At 54.1% G+C, this 19,297-nt stretch carries 18 protein-coding genes and 1 tRNA gene; 9 read left to right on the forward strand and 10 right to left on the reverse strand.

Annotated elements, in window-relative coordinates; translation table 11 throughout:
• Nucleotides 1–123 precede the first annotated feature (123 nt).
• Nucleotides 124–213 (reverse strand) — tRNA-Ser (locus tag KAJ71_RS21745).
• A 225-nt stretch (nucleotides 214–438) separates the two neighbouring features.
• Here KAJ71_RS21745 and ghrA point away from each other — a divergent pair.
• The 3 genes from ghrA (at nucleotide 439) to KAJ71_RS21760 (ending at nucleotide 2,843) form a co-directional block, all read left to right on the forward strand.
• Nucleotides 439–1,380, forward strand: coding sequence for a glyoxylate/hydroxypyruvate reductase GhrA (gene ghrA, locus KAJ71_RS21750; protein WP_248947591.1), 942 nt, complete (start codon nucleotides 439–441; stop codon nucleotides 1,378–1,380).
• Between the two features lie 106 nt (nucleotides 1,381–1,486).
• Nucleotides 1,487–2,224 carry a phosphatase gene (locus KAJ71_RS21755; RefSeq protein WP_248947592.1) on the forward strand — a complete coding sequence of 246 codons (738 nt, stop codon included), beginning with the start codon at nucleotides 1,487–1,489 and terminating at the stop codon, nucleotides 2,222–2,224.
• Nucleotides 2,225–2,264: 40 nt separating this feature from the next.
• On the forward strand, nucleotides 2,265–2,843 hold the full coding sequence (locus tag KAJ71_RS21760) for a TorD/DmsD family molecular chaperone (RefSeq protein ID WP_248947593.1): 579 nt from the start codon (nucleotides 2,265–2,267) through the stop codon (nucleotides 2,841–2,843).
• Nucleotides 2,844–2,923: 80 nt separating this feature from the next.
• On the opposite strand, the gene KAJ71_RS21765 is transcribed toward KAJ71_RS21760, so the two are convergent.
• The 4 genes from KAJ71_RS21765 to mdtH all read right to left on the reverse strand — a co-directional run bounded on the left by KAJ71_RS21765 (nucleotide 2,924) and on the right by mdtH (nucleotide 7,307).
• Nucleotides 2,924–3,487, reverse strand: a complete 564-nt coding sequence (locus KAJ71_RS21765; protein WP_248947594.1) for a lipoprotein — start codon at nucleotides 3,485–3,487, stop codon at nucleotides 2,924–2,926.
• A 139-nt stretch (nucleotides 3,488–3,626) separates the two neighbouring features.
• Complete coding sequence (locus KAJ71_RS21770) at nucleotides 3,627–5,267, reverse strand: ABC1 kinase family protein (protein ID WP_248947595.1); 1,641 nt, start codon at nucleotides 5,265–5,267, stop codon at nucleotides 3,627–3,629.
• 31 nt (nucleotides 5,268–5,298) lie between these two features.
• Nucleotides 5,299–5,946, reverse strand: coding sequence for a glutaredoxin 2 (grxB, locus tag KAJ71_RS21775; RefSeq protein WP_248947596.1), 648 nt, complete (start codon nucleotides 5,944–5,946; stop codon nucleotides 5,299–5,301).
• 155 nt (nucleotides 5,947–6,101) lie between these two features.
• Nucleotides 6,102–7,307, reverse strand: a complete 1,206-nt coding sequence (mdtH, locus tag KAJ71_RS21780; protein ID WP_248947597.1) for a multidrug efflux MFS transporter MdtH — start codon at nucleotides 7,305–7,307, stop codon at nucleotides 6,102–6,104.
• Between the two features lie 461 nt (nucleotides 7,308–7,768).
• Between mdtH and rimJ the strand changes: the two genes are divergently transcribed.
• The 4 genes from rimJ to murJ all read left to right on the forward strand — a co-directional run bounded on the left by rimJ (nucleotide 7,769) and on the right by murJ (nucleotide 11,570).
• Nucleotides 7,769–8,353 carry a ribosomal protein S5-alanine N-acetyltransferase gene (gene rimJ, locus KAJ71_RS21785; RefSeq protein ID WP_248947598.1) on the forward strand — a complete coding sequence of 195 codons (585 nt, stop codon included), beginning with the start codon at nucleotides 7,769–7,771 and terminating at the stop codon, nucleotides 8,351–8,353.
• A gap of 10 nt (nucleotides 8,354–8,363) precedes the next feature.
• Nucleotides 8,364–9,005 (forward strand): DUF480 domain-containing protein, encoded by a 642-nt coding sequence (locus KAJ71_RS21790; protein WP_248947599.1) that lies wholly within the window; start codon nucleotides 8,364–8,366, stop codon nucleotides 9,003–9,005.
• Entirely contained in the window at nucleotides 8,998–9,915 is a 918-nt protein-coding gene (locus KAJ71_RS21795; protein ID WP_248947600.1) for a Gfo/Idh/MocA family protein, read from the forward strand. The genes KAJ71_RS21790 and KAJ71_RS21795 overlap by 8 nt, the downstream gene beginning before the upstream one ends.
• A 119-nt stretch (nucleotides 9,916–10,034) precedes the next feature.
• The gene (gene murJ / locus KAJ71_RS21800; protein ID WP_024530484.1) at nucleotides 10,035–11,570 is read left to right on the forward strand and encodes a murein biosynthesis integral membrane protein MurJ; all 1,536 of its coding nucleotides are present in this window, start codon (nucleotides 10,035–10,037) and stop codon (nucleotides 11,568–11,570) included.
• A gap of 70 nt (nucleotides 11,571–11,640) precedes the next feature.
• On the opposite strand, the gene argS is transcribed toward murJ, so the two are convergent.
• Nucleotides 11,641–13,371: an arginine--tRNA ligase gene (gene argS, locus KAJ71_RS21805; protein ID WP_248947601.1), complete on the reverse strand. Its 1,731-nt coding sequence runs from the start codon at nucleotides 13,369–13,371 to the stop codon at nucleotides 11,641–11,643.
• Nucleotides 13,372–14,228: 857 nt separating this feature from the next.
• Between argS and KAJ71_RS21810 the strand changes: the two genes are divergently transcribed.
• Nucleotides 14,229–14,798 carry a VOC family protein gene (locus KAJ71_RS21810; protein WP_248947602.1) on the forward strand — a complete coding sequence of 190 codons (570 nt, stop codon included), beginning with the start codon at nucleotides 14,229–14,231 and terminating at the stop codon, nucleotides 14,796–14,798.
• A gap of 229 nt (nucleotides 14,799–15,027) precedes the next feature.
• Nucleotides 15,028–15,774 carry a copper homeostasis protein CutC gene (gene cutC, locus KAJ71_RS21815; protein WP_248947614.1) on the forward strand — a complete coding sequence of 249 codons (747 nt, stop codon included), beginning with the start codon at nucleotides 15,028–15,030 and terminating at the stop codon, nucleotides 15,772–15,774.
• A 237-nt stretch (nucleotides 15,775–16,011) separates the two neighbouring features.
• Here the strand turns inward: cutC and cmoB are convergent, their stop codons facing one another.
• The 4 genes from cmoB to KAJ71_RS21835 form a co-directional block, all read right to left on the reverse strand.
• Entirely contained in the window at nucleotides 16,012–16,983 is a 972-nt protein-coding gene (gene cmoB / locus KAJ71_RS21820; RefSeq protein WP_248947603.1) for a tRNA 5-methoxyuridine(34)/uridine 5-oxyacetic acid(34) synthase CmoB, read from the reverse strand.
• Nucleotides 16,980–17,723, reverse strand: coding sequence for a carboxy-S-adenosyl-L-methionine synthase CmoA (gene cmoA, locus KAJ71_RS21825; RefSeq protein WP_248947604.1), 744 nt, complete (start codon nucleotides 17,721–17,723; stop codon nucleotides 16,980–16,982). Before cmoA ends, cmoB begins: the two co-directional genes overlap by 4 nt.
• A gap of 97 nt (nucleotides 17,724–17,820) precedes the next feature.
• Complete coding sequence (locus KAJ71_RS21830) at nucleotides 17,821–18,216, reverse strand: MAPEG family protein (protein WP_024528726.1); 396 nt, start codon at nucleotides 18,214–18,216, stop codon at nucleotides 17,821–17,823.
• Between the two features lie 101 nt (nucleotides 18,217–18,317).
• Nucleotides 18,318–19,133, reverse strand: coding sequence for a DUF72 domain-containing protein (locus KAJ71_RS21835; RefSeq protein WP_248947605.1), 816 nt, complete (start codon nucleotides 19,131–19,133; stop codon nucleotides 18,318–18,320).
• Nucleotides 19,134–19,297: the final 164 nt, after the last annotated feature.

The following is a 19,297-nucleotide window of genomic DNA, read 5'->3' on the forward strand; positions in this document are numbered from 1 at the left end:
TGCGTTTAAACTCGGTCATTATCACGTTCTCCGGATTTAAGTCGAAAACGTGTCAACGCTATTCAGGACGGGTCATAGGTAATAAAAAAGCCTGAACGTGAATTCAGGCTTTCTCATTTAATATGGCGGTGAGGGAGGGGTTCGAACCCTCGATACACTTACGCGTATACACACTTTCCAGGCGTGCTCCTTCAGCCACTCAGACACCTCACCGTTTTGTCATCGGCAACGGTTTACGCTGTCGACGGGCGCTAATGTAGGAGAATCTGATCCCAGCGTCAATAGCCTTGTGCCATAACCGCGTGCGTTTAGCCAAACTTCCAGCAATCTGCTGATTTGTCGCACGATCATCCCGCCTTCTCCCTGTCAGTTTATCCTTGCATAGTGTGGCAAAGCGCGAAAGGATAGCTAAAAATCCACCGAATAAGGGAACCGGCAGTGAATATCATTTTCTATCACCCGTTTTTTGATGCGCAAGATTGGCTGACAGGAATGGCGAAGCGCTTACCACAGGCGAATATCCGGGCATGGCAGCCGGGGGATAATCGTCCGGCGGACTACGCGCTGGTATGGCGGCCACCTTATGAGATGCTAGCCAACCGCCGCGATCTGAAAGGGATCTTTGCCTTGGGGGCTGGAGTAGATGCCATCCTCGAACAGGAACGCCAACATCCCGGCACTCTACCGGCGGGAATACCGCTGATCCGGCTGGAGGATACCGGCATGGCGCAGCAGATGGATGAATACGCGCTGGCCGGTGTGTTGCGCTATTTTCGCCGTTTTGATGAGTATCAGTTGCAACAACAGCAGCAAAACTGGTCGCCGCTTGAGCCTCATCAGCAGAGCGATTTCACCGTCGGCATTCTAGGCGCAGGGGTGTTGGGGAAGAGCGTGGCGAAAAAACTGGTAGCATTCGGTTTTAACGTTCGCTGCTGGAGCCGCAGCCCCAAGCATATTGAGCACGTACAGAGTTTTGCCGGGCAACCTCAGCTAGCGGCGTTTCTTGATGGCACGCGGCTGCTGATCAACCTGCTGCCCAATACGCCAGAAACGGCGGGTATCCTCAACCGCCAACTGCTTAGTCGTTTGGTGCCGGGCGCTTATCTGATCAACATTGCACGTGGTGCTCATCTGGTGGAAGAGGATCTGCTGGCGATGTTGGAACAAGGGCAACTGGCGGCCGCTATGCTAGACGTTTTCGTCAATGAACCTTTGCCGCACGCTCATGCCTTCTGGCGTCATCCTCGTGTCACTATTACCCCGCATATTGCTGCTATCACTTTGCCGGAACAGGCCATGGATCAGGTTAGCGCCAATATCCTGCGGCTTGAGGCGGGTGAACAGCCCGCTGGCGTGGTTGATATTCAGCGTGGCTATTGATGCTTTCCCAACCCGCTAACATGTCGATAGCGGCGTTAACTGCTATGATGAACAAGGATCGGCCCGCCATCCGCTGACCCTGGCGAGCGCCTAAGAAGGAGAAAGAATGTACCCCGTTGATTTACATATGCATACCGTAGCCAGTACCCATGCCTATAGCACCCTGCACGACTATATTGCCGAAGCGAAACACAAAGGTATCAAACTGTTCGCCATCACCGACCACGGGCCGGATATGGCCGATGCGCCACACTACTGGCACTTTATGAACATGCGTGTGTGGCCACGCCTGGTGGATGGCATTGGCATTCTGCGCGGTATTGAAGCCAATATCAAAAACTTGGCCGGTGATATCGACTGCACTGGGCCAATGCTTAATGAAATCGATCTGATTATTGCCGGGTTCCATGAGCCAGTGTTTGCTCCGCAGGATCGGGCCGCCAACACCGAGGCGATGATTGCCGCCATGGCGCAGGGCGATGTCCATATCATCAGCCATCCGGGTAACCCTAAATATCCGGTCGATATCCTGGCGATAGCCGCAGCGGCAGCCAAATACCAGGTAGCGCTGGAACTGAATAACTCTTCGTTCATTCATTCCCGTAAGGGCAGTGAATCAAATTGCCGTGCGATAGCTGCCGCTGTGCGTGATGCTGGCGGTTGGCTGGCTTTAGGCTCTGACTCGCACGTGGCTTTTGCGCTCGGTGGTTTTGAACACTGCGAGCGTATCCTTGAGGAAGTGGATTTCCCGCAGGAACGCGTTTTAAACGTGTCACCGCGCCGGACCCTGAACTTTCTTGAGCAGCGTGGCAGACCGGCAATTGCGGAATTAGCCGATCTGTGACATTGTCACGGCAAATTTTCTGTTTTATTAGGGTGTTATCATGAATGAGTTTTCCGTTGTCTGCCGGGTGTTGGGCACGCTGTTTTACCGCCAGCCGCAGGATCCGTTGTTGGAGCCGCTGTTTACCTTAATCAAAGAGGGCAAACTGCAACAGCACTGGCCGCTCGAGCAGGACGAACTACTGACCCGTTTGCAACAGCATTGTACCGATCCGCAGTTGGCTGCCGATTTTAACGCTCTGTTTGTGGGTAGCGAATGTAGTGTGTCTCCGCTGCGTTCGTCCTACGTTGAAGGTGCCAGCGAAGCGGACGTGCGGGTATTTCTCCAACAGCGTGGGATGCCATTAGGCGAAGCGCCAGCCGATCATTTCGGTTCGCTGCTGCTGGCCGCCTCCTGGCTGGAGGATCAGTCGCAGGAAGATGAAGTCCAGGCGCAAATCACGCTGTTTAATGAGTTCTTGCTGCCTTGGTGTGGCCGCTTCCTAGGTAAGGTTGAAGCACACGCCACCAGCGGTTTTTACCGTACTCTGGCAGAGATCGCCCGCCATGCCATTGCTGCCATGTATGATGAGCTAGCAGAGTATCAGCAAGGCGATGAAGGGCAGGACGAAGAAGAGTAAATATAGAGGGTGCAGCCTACACTGCACCCATAATACCCGTCGTCTTTCAAGCTGCAGCTTTAAATCCATAGGGTAGAGAACTAATCGGTGAACGGGATCACCAACTGACCGGGCTTCACTTCCAACCCTTTAGCCAGCTTGAGTGCCATTGCTTCCGTTTTGCTCTTATCCGCATTGAGCACATACACCGGTTTCTGATCGAAATACGATTTCAACGACTGATTCAGGTAAGGCGACAGAGCCTTCATCACCGTATCCATCTTCTCCGGTTGCACCTGGTAATCGACCAACTCCATGTCTTTGAGGAAGATCGCACCCTTTTCGCGGTCGTAGACCGGTTGCGCTTTCAACGTCAGCTGCAAATCGGCAGCCTGCGGGCCGAGGATCGAGGTGATGTTGACCTTGGCGTTGCCGGAAAGCGTGACCTTATTCGGTTCAGTACGGCCAATCTGGCTCTGCAACTGGGTTAACACGATATTGGCATCCACCAATCCCGGCACGCCGATCTGCTTTTGGTAATCGTTGTGTTTTTGCAGGTAATTATTCACTTCCTGCTCGCTGACGCTGTATTGGGTAAGCTGGTTACAGCCTACTAGCGTACCGGCAACGACCAGGGCGGCCACGCCCATCAGGATCTTCTTCATTCAAACCTCGTAAAACGCAAATACGGCACTGGGGTTAAAAGCCAAACCTCACTGCCAGCAAAGAAAAATATCAGCCCGCAGGATAACAGATGACGCGGCACAAAGGTTTTTTTACCGAGTCGGATAAGGCTGAAATTACCTATCGCCGTAGCCGCCATACCAACAGCACCACGCCACCCAGGCAGGTTAGCCCGCCGAGCGCAGGGAACAGCGGTATGCCCCATAGCTGGCTGGTGGAACGCATCAGATAGGGGGCCAACCCCAGGGCGAAGGCCGCCGTGACGATCGCAATGGCTAGAGTGACCGCCGCGCGTTCCAGAGCCTTGCTAAGTTGGCTGAGGTTTTTAACGTTGATTTCGGCATCGATCTTGCCCTGCTTTAACCGGCGCATCAGCAGACGAATGGCCTGTGGCAGTTCCTCTCCGGCATCCAGCGCCTCACCACCCAGCAATAGAGCACGGCGGCGCAGCGCTTCGGGCGTGTAACGCTGGAGCATCACTTGGCGCAGCATCGGTTTCAGGGTAGCAACGATATCGAAGGCGGGATCCAAGCGGTGTAAAACGCCGTCTGCTGTTATTAGCGCCTTAAACAACAGCACCAGATCGGGGGGCAACGGCAGTTGGTGTTCGCGGGCCATCACCAGCAGGTCGGTGAGTGCTTTGCCTAGCGTCAGGGGGGGCGAAGCCTGCTTATCAAGAAAGTTTTGCGCAGCCTGTTCCAGATCGGTCAGATCCAGTTCCTGGCTGTCAGACCAGGCGATCAGCGTATTGACGATGCCGTCGCTCTGGCGCTCCGCAATGGCCTGCAGCAACAGCAGAAGCTGGTTACGCCGCCGTTCCGACAGTTGGCCAACCATGCCAAAATCGATAAACCCTACGTGGTTGTCGCCCAAGGCCATCACGTTACCGGGATGAGGATCGGCGTGATAAAGCCGATGTTCCAGCACCATGGTCATAAAGGCCTGCGCGCCACGCTGTGCCAGCAACGGGCCGTCGAACCCGGCGGCGGCTAATTGCTGCGGATTTTCGGGCGCGATACCGGGTAGATATTGTTGTACCAGCAGGCGTTTTGACGAGTGCTGCCAATAAATTTTCGGGATCACCACTTCGGGCTGTTTGGCAAAGTGTTCCGCAACTCGATCGCAATTATTCCCTTCATGTGTCAGATCCAGCTCGTGATTGAGCGCGGTGGCCAGCGTTTGCACCATCTGGTGCGGGCGATAACGTGCCATCACCGGGCTTTGTTGCTCCACGGTTTCGGCCAGATAGGCCAACAGGCGCAGATCGGCATGAATGGTTTTGGCTAATCCAGGGCGCAACACTTTCACCACCACCGACTCGCTACTGTGCAGGCGGGCGCGGTAGATTTGCGCCATAGAGGCGGCGGCTAGCGGGATCGGATCGAATTGGGCAAATACCTGCTGAGGGTCATCGCCCAGATCGGCGGTGATCTGCGCGGCCAGCTTTTCCCAAGGTAGGGTGGTCGCCTGGCTGTGCAGGCGCTCAAGCTCGTCGGTCCAGCGCTGTTCCAGCAGATCGGTGCGGGTGGCCAGGATCTGGCCGAATTTAACGAAGGTTGGCCCCAGGGCTTCCAGGGCCGCGCGCAGGCGTTCTGGTAATGTCTGATTATCGACCTCCACACCGCCGCGACTCAGACCGCCAAGCAACTTACCTAACCCGAGCAGCCTGATGACGTCCTGCAAACCGTAGCGGATCAGTACCGATGAAATCTCTTGCAGCCTGGCACGGTCACGAGCGGTGACAAAAACCATTTTTAGCATCTGTGCGCTACTCCCTTATCGCCGTTGCGGATCATTGCTCCATATCGAACAGTAATGGAATATCTACGCGTTGTGCCATTCGGTTGCGGTAAGCCTCCACATTGTCCGGCAGGGCTACACCGGCCACGATCGACAGTGAGCGTAACAGCGGGAACAGATGGATATCATCTTCACTGAGGGTGCCGTTGACCGCTTCCGGAGACTGGATCAGCGGGGAGAGCGTGGCTAGATCTTCTTCCAATTGGGCGATCAGATCGGCGCTGTCGGTCAATAACACGGCAAAGTCACCGCTGGCCGCCTGTTTTTTGTCGCTGAAATAGCGGCGTGCGTTGTCAGTGGCGAACTCTTCGAAATCGGCATTGGCAAAGCGCGGTAACAACAGTTTGTTGATGTAGGTGGCGGTGTGTTGCAACCATGCGGCGATGGCCGGATTGGTTTTGCCCGTCAGTAGCGGTTTGCCGTCCAGGTTATCGACGTAATGCACGATATCCATGCTTTCGGGCAGATAGCTACCGTCGTCTTTTTGCAGGATTGGCGCCATTTTCTTGCCGATCATGCTGGTGGGGGTGATTTCGTCATCGCTCAGCAGGGTCACCAAACGTACCGGCAAATCCTTGAGGCCGAAAATCATGCGGGCTTTTACGCAGAATGGGCAGTGATCGTAAATAAACAGTTTCATGCATGCTCCTGTTGTCAGGTTTAGCAGCCAATCTGGGCTGCTGCGCAGGTTGTAGTGAGATGATGCGCCATAATAAGCCTTTCTGCGCCGTTTTTTGTACTATCAGGATAGCAACTTTGGCAGATTTGGTCGCCAGAGATATGCCCGTGCAAAAATCAGCCACCACGGAGAATTGCGGGTGCTGCGGTACGAGGATTAAATTGCCAGTACAGGGCAAACAGCGTGATAAAGCCCACCAACCCCAGCAGGAACCAGGGCAACTCCGGCATGCCCATCGCATGACCGGTGTCATACATCCAGCCACCGCCGGTATAACCCAATGCGCCGCCGAGCGCCAACCCCAAGCGGCTAAAACCCATATAGCTGCCGCGAGCCCGTGAATCGGCCAGTGAGGCGCTCAGGGTTTCACGTGCCGGTTCAGCGATAATCGATCCCAGGTAGAAGCAGCAGATCAGGGTAAACACCGCTTGCAGGCTGGTGGCAAAGCCGACGGGCAGCAGGCTGAGGGTCATCAGCAATAAGCCGGCCATCAGGCGTTGCTCCAGCCGGAAGTGCTTTTCGCTCCAACGGGCGAGTGGGTATAGCAATGAGAGCGACAGAGCGGCTTCGATGGCGTACATCCATTTGACCGCCGACGGCGAACCGGCGATCTCGTTGACCACGATTGGCAGCATCAGCATCACCTGCACCGATAACATGTAATAGCCGGTCAACGTCAATACATAGGTCAGGAAGCGGCGATCGCGCAGCACGCGCATCATGCCTTCCTTCATTGGTGCCCGTATGGTTGAGATCCGGTAGTTGGGTAGCAACCAGGCGTTCCAACCTGCGGCCAACACGAAAATACCGGCACCCACCCAGCAGACGAAATGGAAATCGTACTGCAGCAGCCAACTGCCGATTAACGCACCGATCACGGCCCCAGCGCTGTCTTGCATCATCAGCAGCGAATAGAAACGGCTGCGTTCATGCGGGCGGGTCAGTTTAATCACCAGTGCGGTGCGTGGCGGATCGAACAGGGTGCCGCCAATGGCGGACAGGGCGCAGGAAAACCACAGTATCCAGGGTTGATCGGCCATCGCCATGGTGGCAAAGCCCGCCGCACGCAGCAGCATACCGGTGACGATCATCGGTTTGGCACCAAAACGGTCGGCAATCGCCCCGCCAAAGATCCCCAATCCCTGCTGAATGAGCTGGCGTAACCCTAGTGCCAGGCCCACGACCACGGCCGCCCAGCCGAGTTGATCGACAAAGCGAATAGAAATAAGCGGGAAGACGACGAAAAAGCCTAAAACCACCAACAGGTTATCGAACAATAAAAAATACTTACCCAAGCTCCGAGCTTGCGATACCAGAGACATGCTTCACCACGAGCAGTTAAAAGGAGAGGAAGACTTTACCCTATGGATTTCGAGTTGCGGCTAGGCGACAAGCTTACTCATCCCCAGGCGCTTATTTTCAATAAGTGACTGGGGATGAGTAAGTGCAGGTAACAACGCGGCAACTTGAAAGACGACGGGTATACCCGGTTATTCTCTACCCAATATGTAATGGCTGATAGGGGGGCGATAGATAATATTTTTTAATCGTCAATACGTTACCTGAGTGGCAAAACTACACTTAAAAATGGGCAAAACGACTAACTGGCTATTTACTGAGCGCTCAGGGGCTTACCTGCCGGGCGGGCTACGGTTATATTATCGGGGGAATACGCGGTTTTACGCCGATAGTTTGCCATGAGTCACGCGAGATAACGCCTGACCGTGCAGACGTTGACCCAATCAATACTTCTTATCGAACCGTTCTGACTGCGGGGGAAATGATGTTTGGCTATCGCTCTGCATCACCGAAAATACGCCTTACCACCGACCGGCTGGTTGTCCGTTTAGTTCACGAACGCGATGCCTACCGCCTGGCTGAATACTATGCCGAAAACCGGGCGTTCCTGAAGCCTTGGGAGCCGGTGCGCGATGATAGTCACTGTTACCCCTCTGGCTGGCAAGCCCGCCTGGGTATGATCACGGAAATGCAAAAACAAGGCAGTGCCTACTATTTTATCCTGCTCGATCCGGAAGAACTTCATGTGTGCGGCGTCGCCAACTTCAGCAATGTGCTGCGCGGTTCGTTCCATGCCTGCTTCCTGGGGTATTCCCTGGGTGAGAAGTGGCAGGGGCAGGGGCTGATGTACGAAGCGTTGCAAACGGCCATCCGTTATATGCAGCGCCAACAGCGGATGCATCGCATTATGGCCAACTATATGCCGCACAACCAACGCAGCGGTGCGTTGCTGACCCGGCTCGGTTTTGAACGCGAAGGCTATGCCAAGGATTACCTGCTGATCAACGGACAGTGGCAGGATCATGTGCTCACCGCATTGACCAATAAAGAGTGGCAACCACCACGCTGAGGCCGTAACAATGAAATATGAATTAAATGCCAAAGAAGCCCGAGTGATCGGCTGCATGATGGAAAAGCAGGTGACCACGCCTGAGCAATATCCCCTTTCCCTGAATGCCATCACGCTGGCCTGCAATCAAAAAACCAACCGCGAGCCGGTGATGGATCTGTCGGAAAGCGAAGTCCAGCAGCAGCTTGATTTGCTGTTAAGAAGGCACTTCCTGCGCACCTTAAGTGGTTTTGGCAATCGGGTAGTGAAGTATGAGCAGCGTTTTTGCAACTCTGAGTTCGGTCAACTGAAACTGTCACCGGCCGAACTGGCGGTGATTGCGACCCTGTTATTACGTGGCGCACAGACGCCGGGTGAACTGCGCACCCGTACCAACCGGATGCATGAATTCAGCGACGTCAGCGAAGTGGAAGAGGTGTTGCAACAGCTGACGACCCGTGAAGATGGGCCGTTCGTGGTGCGCTTGCCGCGTGAGCCAGGTAAGCGTGAGAGCCGGTATATGCACCTCTTCAGCGGCCAGATTGATGCGGCTCCGGCTGAAGCCGAGGAGGCCAATGCTGGTGAATTGGCTGTACGCGTAGTGCGCTTGGAGGCTGAAGTCGCCGAGTTAAAGACACTGGTGCAGCAGCTGGCGCGGAGTCAACATGAGTAAACTGCGTATCGGGGTAGTAGGCTTGGGCGGCATCGCGCAAAAGGCTTACCTGCCAATTCTTTCTCAAGCGTTGGACTGGCAGCTTGTCGGCGGCTTTTCACCGAATCAGCAAAAAGCCCAGCCGGTATGCGACAGCTATCGCATGCCTTATTTCTCTCGTCTTGATAGCCTGGCACAACAGTGTGATGCAGTGTTCGTACACAGCAGCACTTCTAGCCATTTTCAGGTAGTTGGTGAACTGTTGGCGCAGGGCCTACACGTCTATGTCGATAAACCGCTGGCGGAAACGTTGGAGCAGGGTGAGCAGTTGATCGCGCTGGCCGCAAAGCAGGGCGTGGCACTGATGGTGGGCTTTAACCGCCGTTTTGCGCCGCTGTATCGCCAGTTGAAACAACAAATGCAGCTACCGGCCTCGATCCGCATGGACAAACACCGCGCCGATAGCGTAGGGCCAAAGGATCTGCGTTTTACCCTGCTGGATGATTATCTGCACGTGGTGGATACTGCGTTGTGGTTGGGAGGCGGGAACGCCAGCTTGCAGAGTGGCCAGTTGCGCGCCAACGAAGCGGGCGAGATGTTTTATGCGGAACATCACTTTGCCTGTGGTGACACCATCGTCACCACCAGCATGCACCGGCGTGCTGGCAGCCAACGGGAGAGCGTGCAGGCAGTTACCAACGGCGCGGTCTATCAGTTGAACGATATGCGCCAATGGTTGCGGGAAGACCCGCAAGGCGTGGTCGAAAAACCAGCCCCAGGCTGGCAAACTACGCTGGAACAACGCGGTTTTGCAGGTGCGGTGCACCATTTTATTCAGTCTATCAGCAACCAGACCGCGCCTGAAACCGCCGGAGAACAGGCCATTTACGCCCAGCGATTGATCGAGAAAATGCTGTGTGATGCCAGTTAACCCCATGTAACATATGGCGGTAGCTATTAACGGCGTGGAGCCGTAGACTAACGCCACTCAACTGACGCCTGCCGATGTAGGCGTTGATATTTACCCGTCGTACTCATCAGAAAAACCACATGAATCTACTTAAATCACTGGCAGCCGTTAGCTCGATGACCATGTTTTCACGGGTGCTGGGCTTTGCGCGTGATGCCATTGTGGCACGCGTTTTTGGGGCAGGGATGGCTACGGACGCTTTCTTTGTGGCGTTCAAGCTGCCAAACCTTTTACGGCGCATCTTTGCGGAAGGGGCTTTCTCCCAGGCGTTTGTGCCGATCCTGGCGGAATACAAAAGCCAGCAGGGGGAAGAGGCGACGCGCACCTTTGTTGCCTACGTTTCCGGCTTGTTGACGCTGGTGCTGGCAGTGGTGACCGTGCTTGGCATGCTGGCCGCGCCCTGGGTGATTTTTATTACGGCCCCGGGTTTTACCGATACGCCGGATAAGTTTGCCCTGACTTCGTCGCTGTTGCGTATCACTTTCCCTTATATCCTGTTGATTTCACTTGCCTCGCTGGTGGGGGCGATCCTCAACACCTGGAACCGTTTCTCCATTCCGGCCTTTGCGCCAACGCTGTTGAACGTCAGCATGATTGGCTTTGCGCTGTTTGCCGCGCCGTACTTCAACCCGCCGGTGCTGGCTTTGGCCTGGGCGGTGGTTGTGGGGGGCGTGCTGCAACTGGGCTATCAATTACCGCACCTCAAGAAAATCGGCATGCTGGTATTGCCGCGCCTGAAGCTGAATGACGCGGGCGTATGGCGCGTGATGCGCCAGATGGGGCCAGCAATTCTGGGGGTTTCGGTCAGCCAGATCTCGCTGATCATCAACACCATCTTCGCCTCGTTCCTGGTATCCGGCTCGGTTTCGTGGATGTATTATGCTGACCGCCTGATGGAGTTCCCGTCTGGGGTATTGGGCGTGGCATTGGGCACCATTCTGCTGCCGTCCTTGGCGAAGAGCTTCTCCAGCGGTAACCATGACCAATATAACCGCCTGATGGACTGGGGCCTGCGTCTGTGCTTTGTGCTGGCTTTGCCGAGTGCCATTGCGTTAGGCATCCTGGCCAAGCCGCTAACCGTTTCGCTGTTTCAGTACGGCAAGTTCTCCGCGTTTGATGCGGCGATGACCCAGCGTGCGCTGGTGGCCTACTCGGTTGGCTTGATGGGTCTGATCGTGGTGAAAGTGCTGGCACCGGGTTTCTACTCGCGCCAGGACATCAAAACGCCGGTCAAGATTGCCATCATTACGCTGATCCTGACCCAGGTGATGAACCTGATATTTATTGGTCCACTGAAGCATGCCGGGCTTTCGCTGTCGATTGGTCTGGGGGCCTGTCTGAATGCTTCGTTGCTGTATTGGCAACTGCGCAAGCAGGATATTTTCCAACCGCAACCCGGCTGGGCGATGTTCCTGTTCAAGCTGGTAGTCGCCGTGTTGGTGATGGCAGCGGTACTGCTTGGCGTAATGTGGTTGATGCCGGAATGGGATCAGGGCAATATGCTGGCTCGCTTACTGCGTCTTTCGGTCGTGGTGGCCGCGGGGATTGTTGCCTACTTCGCGGTGTTGGGGATCCTTGGGTTCCGCCCTAGAGACTTCGCTCGGCGGGTAGATTGATACTCCACCGCTAATCACCAGATAACAAAAAGGTCGCTAACGCGACCTTTTTTACGGCTATCGAATGGGATTACATGCGTTCGACAGTTTCGATCCCGAGCGTATCCAAACCGGTTTTCAACGTCTTGGCGGTCAGCAGGGCCAACTTCAGGCGACTCTGGCGGGCCTCTTCGCTTTCGGCGTTGAGGATCTGGCAATGTTCGTAGAAGCTGGAGAACAGCCCCGCAAGGTCATACAGATAGGTACACATCACGTGCGGCGTACCTTCACGGGCGACCACGGTGAGGGTTTCTTCGAACTGTAGCAGGCGAGTTGCCAGCGCGACTTCACGTTCTTCTGTCATCACCAACGGCAACGTCAGATTGCTTTCGTCCACGCCAGCACGCTTGAACACCGAGGCGACGCGGGTATAGGCATACTGCATATACGGCGCAGTGTTGCCTTCGAAGGTCAGCATGTTATCCCAATCGAAGATGTAGTCCGTGGTACGGCTTTTCGACAGATCGGCATATTTCACCGCACCGATGCCGACTGCGTTAGCCACGTTCTGCATTTCGTCGGCAGGCATATCTGGGTTCTTCTCGGCAATCAGTTTGCTGGCGCGTTCAACGGCTTCATCCAGCAGATCGGAAAGTTTGATGGTGCCGCCTGAACGGGTCTTGAACGGCTTGCCGTCTTTACCCAGCATCATGCCGAACATGTGGTGTTCCAGCGAGACGGAGTCTGGCACGTAACCTGCTTTGCGCACGATAGTCCAGGCTTGCATCAGGTGCTGATGCTGGCGCGAGTCGATGTAATAGAGAACACGATCAGCACCCAGGGTCTCGAAACGGTATTTGGCGCAGGCGATATCGGTAGTGGTATACAGGTAGCCACCATCTTTCTTCTGGATGATGACACCCATCGGATCGCCGTCTTTATTTTTGTACTCGTCCAAGAAGACCACGGTAGCGCCTTCGCTTTCTACCGCCAGCCCTTTTGCCTTGAGATCGGCAACGATGCCCGGCAGCATGGCGTTGTACAGGCTTTCGCCCATGACGTCATCTTCGGTCAGGGTGACATTCAGACGGTTATAGGTCAGTTGGTTCTGCGCCATGGTGATGTCCACCAACTTGCGCCACATCTTCAGGCAGTATTCGTCGCCACCTTGCAGTTTGACCACGTAACCACGGGCGCGCAGAGCGAAATCTTCGTCTTCGTCGTAGTTTTTCTTGGCTTCGCGGTAAAATTGCTCCAGATCCGACAGCCCCATATCGCTGGCGTGCTCGTTTTGCATCTTTTCCAGGTAGGCGATCAGCATGCCGAACTGGGTACCCCAGTCGCCCACATGGTTGGCGCGTACCACTTTATGGCCCAGGAATTCCTGAGTACGGGCAGCGGCATCGCCAATAATGGTGGAGCGCAGGTGACCCACGTGCATTTCTTTCGCCACGTTGGGCGCAGAATAGTCGATCACGATGGTTTGCGGCTTAACGGGGGCAATGCCCAGCTTAGCTGCGCCCAGGGTGGCATCGGCCAGGCGGGCAACCCATTCGCTGTTCAGGAAGATATTGATAAAGCCCGGGCCGGCAATTTCCACTTTGCTGCTGATGTCACCCAGGTCAAGCAGTTGCACGACTTTCTCTGCCAGTTGTCGTGGCGGCATACCAAGATTTTTGGCAACGGACATCACACCGTTGGCCTGATAATCACCAAACTGTGCTTTCGCGGACTGACGAACCTGAGCTTCGCAATCGGCAGGCGCACCTGCGGCAATCAGCGCCTGGCTGACTTTATCTGATAGAAGAGCCTGAATATTCACCGGGTTACCTTAAATGACAAACGAGGGCCGTGCAGTACGCCCTCCGGATCAAAAGGTGGTTTTACTCCGTGGGTTTGCAAAGCACCTTGGCGGCACAACTTACAGCCCAGCAGGGACGACGCCGCACATCGGAGGCGACGCTCAACCACAAAACAGCCTGCAATTGTAACTGATTGACGGCACCGCGTCAGTAGTTGACGCGGGCTGGTGTGGTGAAAGAAAGGAAAAAGTGAAGTCCAAAAAGGTAAGTAGGTGAATCAAACAGTCCGCTGTCATTGGTTTGGTGGGAGCGGATTAGTAGAAGCTTTAACGTTTTTTATTACCTCGTCCAGAGCGTAACATACTATTCTGGCGAGTTCTGAAATGGCGATAAATCGCGTAGCCAGCAATGGCTATTAGAACAAGAGATATAGCTAATAGGATCATATTTATTTATCCAAAATCCAATACCCTCTTAACCTAACTTATTAACGCCATCTAATCAATTGCAATGCCGTTATTTAGGACTATTCACATTATTTGTGTTTTTTTATCATAAAAACAAGGTATTAAATTTTTTCTATGAATGATGTTCAAATCTCATTTCAAGTGATTCATATACATTTGACGTGAGATAATAATGATAAAACATTAGGTGTATTTAAGGGTTGTAATGATAATTCAATTAACTATGACATGAGATAACTACTGATTATTTTCTCTTTCTTGAAGAATAAATCGGTCTGAAATAGGCATCGGGGCTAAAGAGACAGCATTATGTTTTTCAGTTAGGTTTTTATCCTTTGATCCATAGCCTTCAGGCTACTCGACGTGTAGATTATTGACCTGCCAAAAATCTTGGAGAGCCTGAGAAACTTATGACTACCTTGTCATCGATCGTCGAACTTAACGACCTTACGCTGGATTTACCTCGTTTTGAACTGGCACTGGAGCAGTTTGCACAACAGCTCCATCTTGAACTGGCAAAATTCAGCGCTGACCATATCTCGCTGCGTTGCCATCAGAACAGCACCGCCGATCGTTGGCGGCAGGGATTGCTGCAATGCGGTACGCTGCTTTCGGAAACGATGATTAACGGCAGGCCGATTTGCCTGTTTGATCTCTATGAACCACTGAAGGTCGGTCCCTGGCAGATTGATTGTCTCGAGCTGCCATATCCCGGCGAGAAGCGCTATCCGCATGAAGGATGGGAACATGTGGAGCTGGTATTAAGCGGCGCTCCTGCCACCCTGTATGCCCGCGCCCTGGAACATCTGGCGGATGAAGCCTTGCTGCTACCGGGCATCAAACTCAAGCAGAGCTCACCTAAAGGTGAAGGCGAACGCCTGGCAAATCCAACCTTGGCGATCACCAATGGTAATGTCACCATCAAATTCCATCCGCATCATATTCGTGACATCGTAGCCAGCGAACGGGCTAAACCGTAGCGTGCCGATAGCCGCTGGTGACGAATGAGGCTTGGAGAAAATGATGCGTTCTCGTTATTTATCCTACTTAACGCCGTCACTGTGACTGCGATCTATCCATTAATCAAAATTGAGTGCCATAGTTAGTGTCTTATGCCGTTAAGACCTCAATAAGCTTATCGTCCTGTGGCCTACAGGGCGACGGGTAAACGTTTGCTGTAGCATTTTTGACCGTTATCTGGGGGTAACAATAATGAAGCTGGAAGTTTGTTGCTTTAGCGTCGACTGTGCCATGACAGCAGAGCATGCGGGCGCTGATCGCATAGAATTATGTGCTAGTCAGAGTGAGGGCGGCTTGACGCCGAGCTATGGTTCACTTCGGCTGGCGCGGGAGCGGGTAAAGATCCCCGTTCATCCGATAGTACGACCGCGTGGGGGCGATTTCTGTTACAGCACCGTCGATTTCGAGATCATGAAGAACGACGTGGCGCAAATCCGCGAGATGGGTTTTGCCGGTGTGGTCATCGGTATGTTGGACGATGAAGGGCATATCGATCTTGCGCGGATGCGCGAGGTCATGAAATTAAGCGGCGATATGGCGGTGACCTTCCATCGTGCGTTCGATATGTGTCAAAACCCGATATTAGCGTTGGAGCAACTGACGCAGCTCGGCGTGGCGCGCATTCTTACCTCAGGGCAGCAGCAGAATGCTGAATTGGGCTTGCCGCTGTTGCGCGACCTGCTACATGCCAGCCAGGGGCCGGTGATTATGGCCGGTGCGGGTGTTCGTCTGAGCAATATGCATAAGTTTGTGGATATCGGTATTCAGGAATTGCATAGCTCGGCCGGGCACACGGTGCCATCCACCATGCGTTACCGCAAGGCGGGTGTCACCATGTGTGCCGATAATGAGTTTGACGAATTTAGCCACTACTGCGTGGATGGTGAAACGGTAGAGGCGATGAAAAATGCGTTGGCCATGCTGACTTCATCGTAGGGGCACGGCATGTTCGCCCGTTTAGCAACGTCCCTACGTTGATAACCCAGTCTCAAGCCCCGAATATTCGGGGCTTTTTTGTATCAGTTAGTGGCGGGCGGTGGCAACGATAAGGTCAAGCCTTTCGAGTGTTCATCCATTGGAGTGTTTGAAAAGGATCTGCTACAGGCGTTGAGAAAATAACAATGCAACGAAAAGGGCGTAGTATGCGCCCTTACATAGTGAGTCGGTTAAGGCTTACGGCTTTTTGGCGATCAGCACGGCGCGGATCGGTGCCGGGTAGCCTTCAATCGTTTTGGTTGGATCTCGGGGATCGAGGAATTCGGCCAGTGACTCGCTGGTCATCCAGTCAGTGCGGCGCTGTTCTTCGGTGCTGGTTGGGCAGATATCGGCAATCCTGACGTCCACAAATCCGCATTTCTCCAGCCAGCACTTCAGCGCTTCTGCCGACGGAATAAAGTAGACGTTACGCATCTGCGCGTAGCGGTCGCCAGGTACCAATACCTGATGGCGATCGCCTGGTACCACCAGCGTTTCCAACACGAGTTCACCCTCGGAAACCAGTTGATTCTTCAACTGATACAGATGATCCAGCGGGGAACGGCGGTGATAAAGCACGCCCATAGAGAAAACGGTGTCGAAAGCCGCCAGCTCGGGCAGTTGTTCGATACCCAGCGGTAACACATGGGCGCGTTGATCGCCACCCAGCAGTTTACGCACAGCTTCAAATTGGCACAGGAACAGCTGCATCGGATCGATACCTACCGCCAGATGCGCCCCGGCACCGACCATGCGCCACAGATGGTAACCGCTGCCGCAACCTACATCCAGAATGGTGCGGCCAGCCAGCGGGGAAATATGCGGTAGCACCCGATCCCACTTCCAGTCGGAATGCCATTCGGTATCGATATTGATGCCGTAAAGCGAGAATGGCCCTTTGCGCCATGGCATCAGCGTACGCAGCATTTTCTCGATGCCTTCGAGCTGGCCAGGTGAGAGCGGTTGAGCCATCTCTGCGCGTACGCCATGCAATAAATCCAACTGGGCCGGCGTCAGGGAAGGCAGGTGTTCTACAGAATTGAACCACTGCTTGAACTTGCCATGCAGCGATTCACGTTGCCAGGCGGTGATTTGCGCCGGCAGAGTATCCAGCCAGTGGCTCAGAGGGCTTTTGGCGATGCGCTGGTAGAAGTCTCCAAACTCGATCATGCGGTTTCTCCTGATTTCAGGGCGATCAACGACCCGAAGTTGAAACATTGGAACCAGACTTCTGCATGTTCAAAACCGGCCTGCTGGAGTCGCGCTTTATGCGCTTCGACCGAATCGGTCAGCATCACGTTTTCCAGCATGCTGCGCTTTTGGCTGATTTCCAATTCGCTGTAGCCGTTGGCCCGTTTGAAGTCGTGGTGCATGTTGAACAACAGTTCACCGACGTCGGCATCCTCAAAGCTGAATTTCTCTGACAGCACCAAGGCACCGCCCGGACGTAGCCCGCGATAAACCTGTTCGAGCAGGCGCAGCCGATCGGCTGGTTCAAGAAACTGTAAGGTGAAGTTCAATACCACCATTGAGGCGTTCTCGATGGTAATGTCTAAAATGTCCGCCTCAATGACTTCGACCGGTGTATCGGCGCGAAACGCATCAAGATGACGGCGGCAGCGCTCTACCATCGCGGGGGAGTTATCGACCGCAATAATCTGACAACCTTCGACGCTGATGTTCCTGCGCATCGATAGCGTGGCCGCGCCGAGCGAGCATCCCAGGTCATATACCCGGCTGTGTGGCTGGACAAAGCGTTCGGCCAGCATGCCAATCATCGAAATGATATTGGAGTAGCCCGGAACGGAACGCTGGATCATGTCTGGGAAGACTTCAGCAACGCGCTCGTCGAAGGTCCAGTCGCCCAGTTTGGCGATCGGGGCGGAAAAAAGAGTATCGCGGTTTGGCATAGCGGCAAATCAGGTCAGAATTCGAAGGGGCGTATACTAACAGAAAAGCTAAGCAGGCAGAAGCAGGCGGCGTGGGCCGCCTGAATAGAGGGAGATATCAGTGCAGACTGAAGATAATGTCCCACGGCAGATAAACGATATTGGCTATCACCATCAGTATCAAAGAAATATAGGTAGCCGCCATACCCGAACGGCGCCAGCGAACTTCACGGTTACGCAAACCGTAGTAGTGAACCAGCCGGCCTGCCATCAGCAGCAAACCACACAGATGCACCATCCAGACTTCCGCACCGTTCATCTCCATGATCACCAACAGGATGGCGGCGATCGGGATGTACTCCACGGCGTTGCCGTGAACGCGGATCGCGGTTTGCAGTTCGTAGAAACCGCCGTCACCATAGGCAACCCGGTACTGCATTCTCAACCTGACCACGTCATAAGAGAGTTTGATCAACAACAATGCGCCAAGCACCACATAGAGCGCGCTTACCATTCTTAACTCCATTTGTAACCAAATCTGGCAACGAGCATCATAACTGCCATCATCGCGACTGTCGCGAGGAAATATCCGATAGGACCCATCAGATTAATAGGTTAAAACAAGGTTTCTTGCTCTGGCCAGTCTGGAGGCATGGCTAAATTCGGAATTATGCCGTGTAGCCGTTGCCAGATTTTTTGCGCCTGCTGCGGTGAGTCGCTGTTATCTGGCGTGTGAATAAACAGGTAAGGCTGATGTTGCTGCGCCCATTCTGGCAGCCTCTGTTGCCATGACTCAAACCAGCGCTGATTGTCTGTCAGCACGTCACCGCCGATAAAGCGGACCAGCGGATTGTTGGCCGTTACCACTGCATGTACCGGCAGCTTGGGCTTTTTCTGTTGTGCGTCGCGGATCGCTGGGCTGTGCGGCTTGGCATGGTGCAGCGGGCGGCTATCCAGGATCGTTCGGTTAATACCGCGTTGGTGCAAACCCTGATTCAGTTGGCGTTCGGCGTCACCCTTGGCGAAAAATTCCAGATGACGGACCTCGACTCCGTAGGTGAACCCCGGCGGTAAGGCATCAAGAAATGCCCATAGAATGGCCAGATGCTCGGGTGCAAAGGCGGCGGGCAACTGCAACCACAGCTGTCCGATACGTCCTTCAAGAGGGCGCAGGCAATCATAAAACGCCTTGATATCGGCGTCACAGTTGCGCAGTGCCGCTTTATGGCTGATCGCTGAAGGGAATTTAAAGCAAAAACGGAAATCATCACTGGTCATATCGCGCCAACGATGCACAATTTCCGCCTTGGGCAGAGCGTAGAAGGTGGTGTTACCTTCCACGCAGTTGAAGTAGCGGCTGTAGTCCGCCAGATCGCGCAAGCCGATGCGGTTCCAAGCTGGGTGTTGCCATTGCGGAAGTCCGATATACATCAAACGCTCATCTTCCCTGTTATACCCGTCGTCTTTCAAGTTGTAGCGTTGTTACCTGCACTATCACACCCCAGTCACTTACTAAACGTAAGCTCCTGGGGATGAGATAGCTTGTCGCCTAGCTACAACTCGAAATCCATAGGGTATAAAATTTACCGTTGTCA

Origin of the sequence: Serratia silvae, from assembly GCF_023282985.1 — a bacterium.
In the GTDB taxonomy this organism is placed as follows: Bacteria; Pseudomonadota; Gammaproteobacteria; order Enterobacterales; family Enterobacteriaceae; genus Chania; species Chania silvae.

What these genes read in the sequence shown, in the direction of transcription:
- KAJ71_RS21790 (WP_248947599.1), top strand. Translation starts at nt 8,364, where the DNA reads ATGAAATATGAATTAAATGCCAAAGAAGCCCGAGTGATCGGCTGCATG.
- KAJ71_RS21810 (WP_248947602.1), top strand. Translation starts at nt 14,229, where the DNA reads ATGACTACCTTGTCATCGATCGTCGAACTTAACGACCTTACGCTGGAT.
- mdtH (WP_248947597.1), bottom strand. Translation starts at nt 7,307, where the DNA reads ATGTCTCTGGTATCGCAAGCTCGGAGCTTGGGTAAGTATTTTTTATTG.
- KAJ71_RS21830 (WP_024528726.1), bottom strand. Translation starts at nt 18,216, where the DNA reads ATGGTAAGCGCGCTCTATGTGGTGCTTGGCGCATTGTTGTTGATCAAA.
- murJ (WP_024530484.1), top strand. Translation starts at nt 10,035, where the DNA reads ATGAATCTACTTAAATCACTGGCAGCCGTTAGCTCGATGACCATGTTT.
- KAJ71_RS21795 (WP_248947600.1), top strand. Translation starts at nt 8,998, where the DNA reads ATGAGTAAACTGCGTATCGGGGTAGTAGGCTTGGGCGGCATCGCGCAA.
- cmoB (WP_248947603.1), bottom strand. Translation starts at nt 16,983, where the DNA reads ATGATCGAGTTTGGAGACTTCTACCAGCGCATCGCCAAAAGCCCTCTG.
- KAJ71_RS21765 (WP_248947594.1), bottom strand. Translation starts at nt 3,487, where the DNA reads ATGAAGAAGATCCTGATGGGCGTGGCCGCCCTGGTCGTTGCCGGTACG.
- KAJ71_RS21770 (WP_248947595.1), bottom strand. Translation starts at nt 5,267, where the DNA reads ATGCTAAAAATGGTTTTTGTCACCGCTCGTGACCGTGCCAGGCTGCAA.
- KAJ71_RS21835 (WP_248947605.1), bottom strand. Translation starts at nt 19,133, where the DNA reads ATGTATATCGGACTTCCGCAATGGCAACACCCAGCTTGGAACCGCATC.
- rimJ (WP_248947598.1), top strand. Translation starts at nt 7,769, where the DNA reads ATGTTTGGCTATCGCTCTGCATCACCGAAAATACGCCTTACCACCGAC.
- KAJ71_RS21760 (WP_248947593.1), top strand. Translation starts at nt 2,265, where the DNA reads ATGAATGAGTTTTCCGTTGTCTGCCGGGTGTTGGGCACGCTGTTTTAC.
- KAJ71_RS21755 (WP_248947592.1), top strand. Translation starts at nt 1,487, where the DNA reads ATGTACCCCGTTGATTTACATATGCATACCGTAGCCAGTACCCATGCC.
- grxB (WP_248947596.1), bottom strand. Translation starts at nt 5,946, where the DNA reads ATGAAACTGTTTATTTACGATCACTGCCCATTCTGCGTAAAAGCCCGC.
- cmoA (WP_248947604.1), bottom strand. Translation starts at nt 17,723, where the DNA reads ATGCCAAACCGCGATACTCTTTTTTCCGCCCCGATCGCCAAACTGGGC.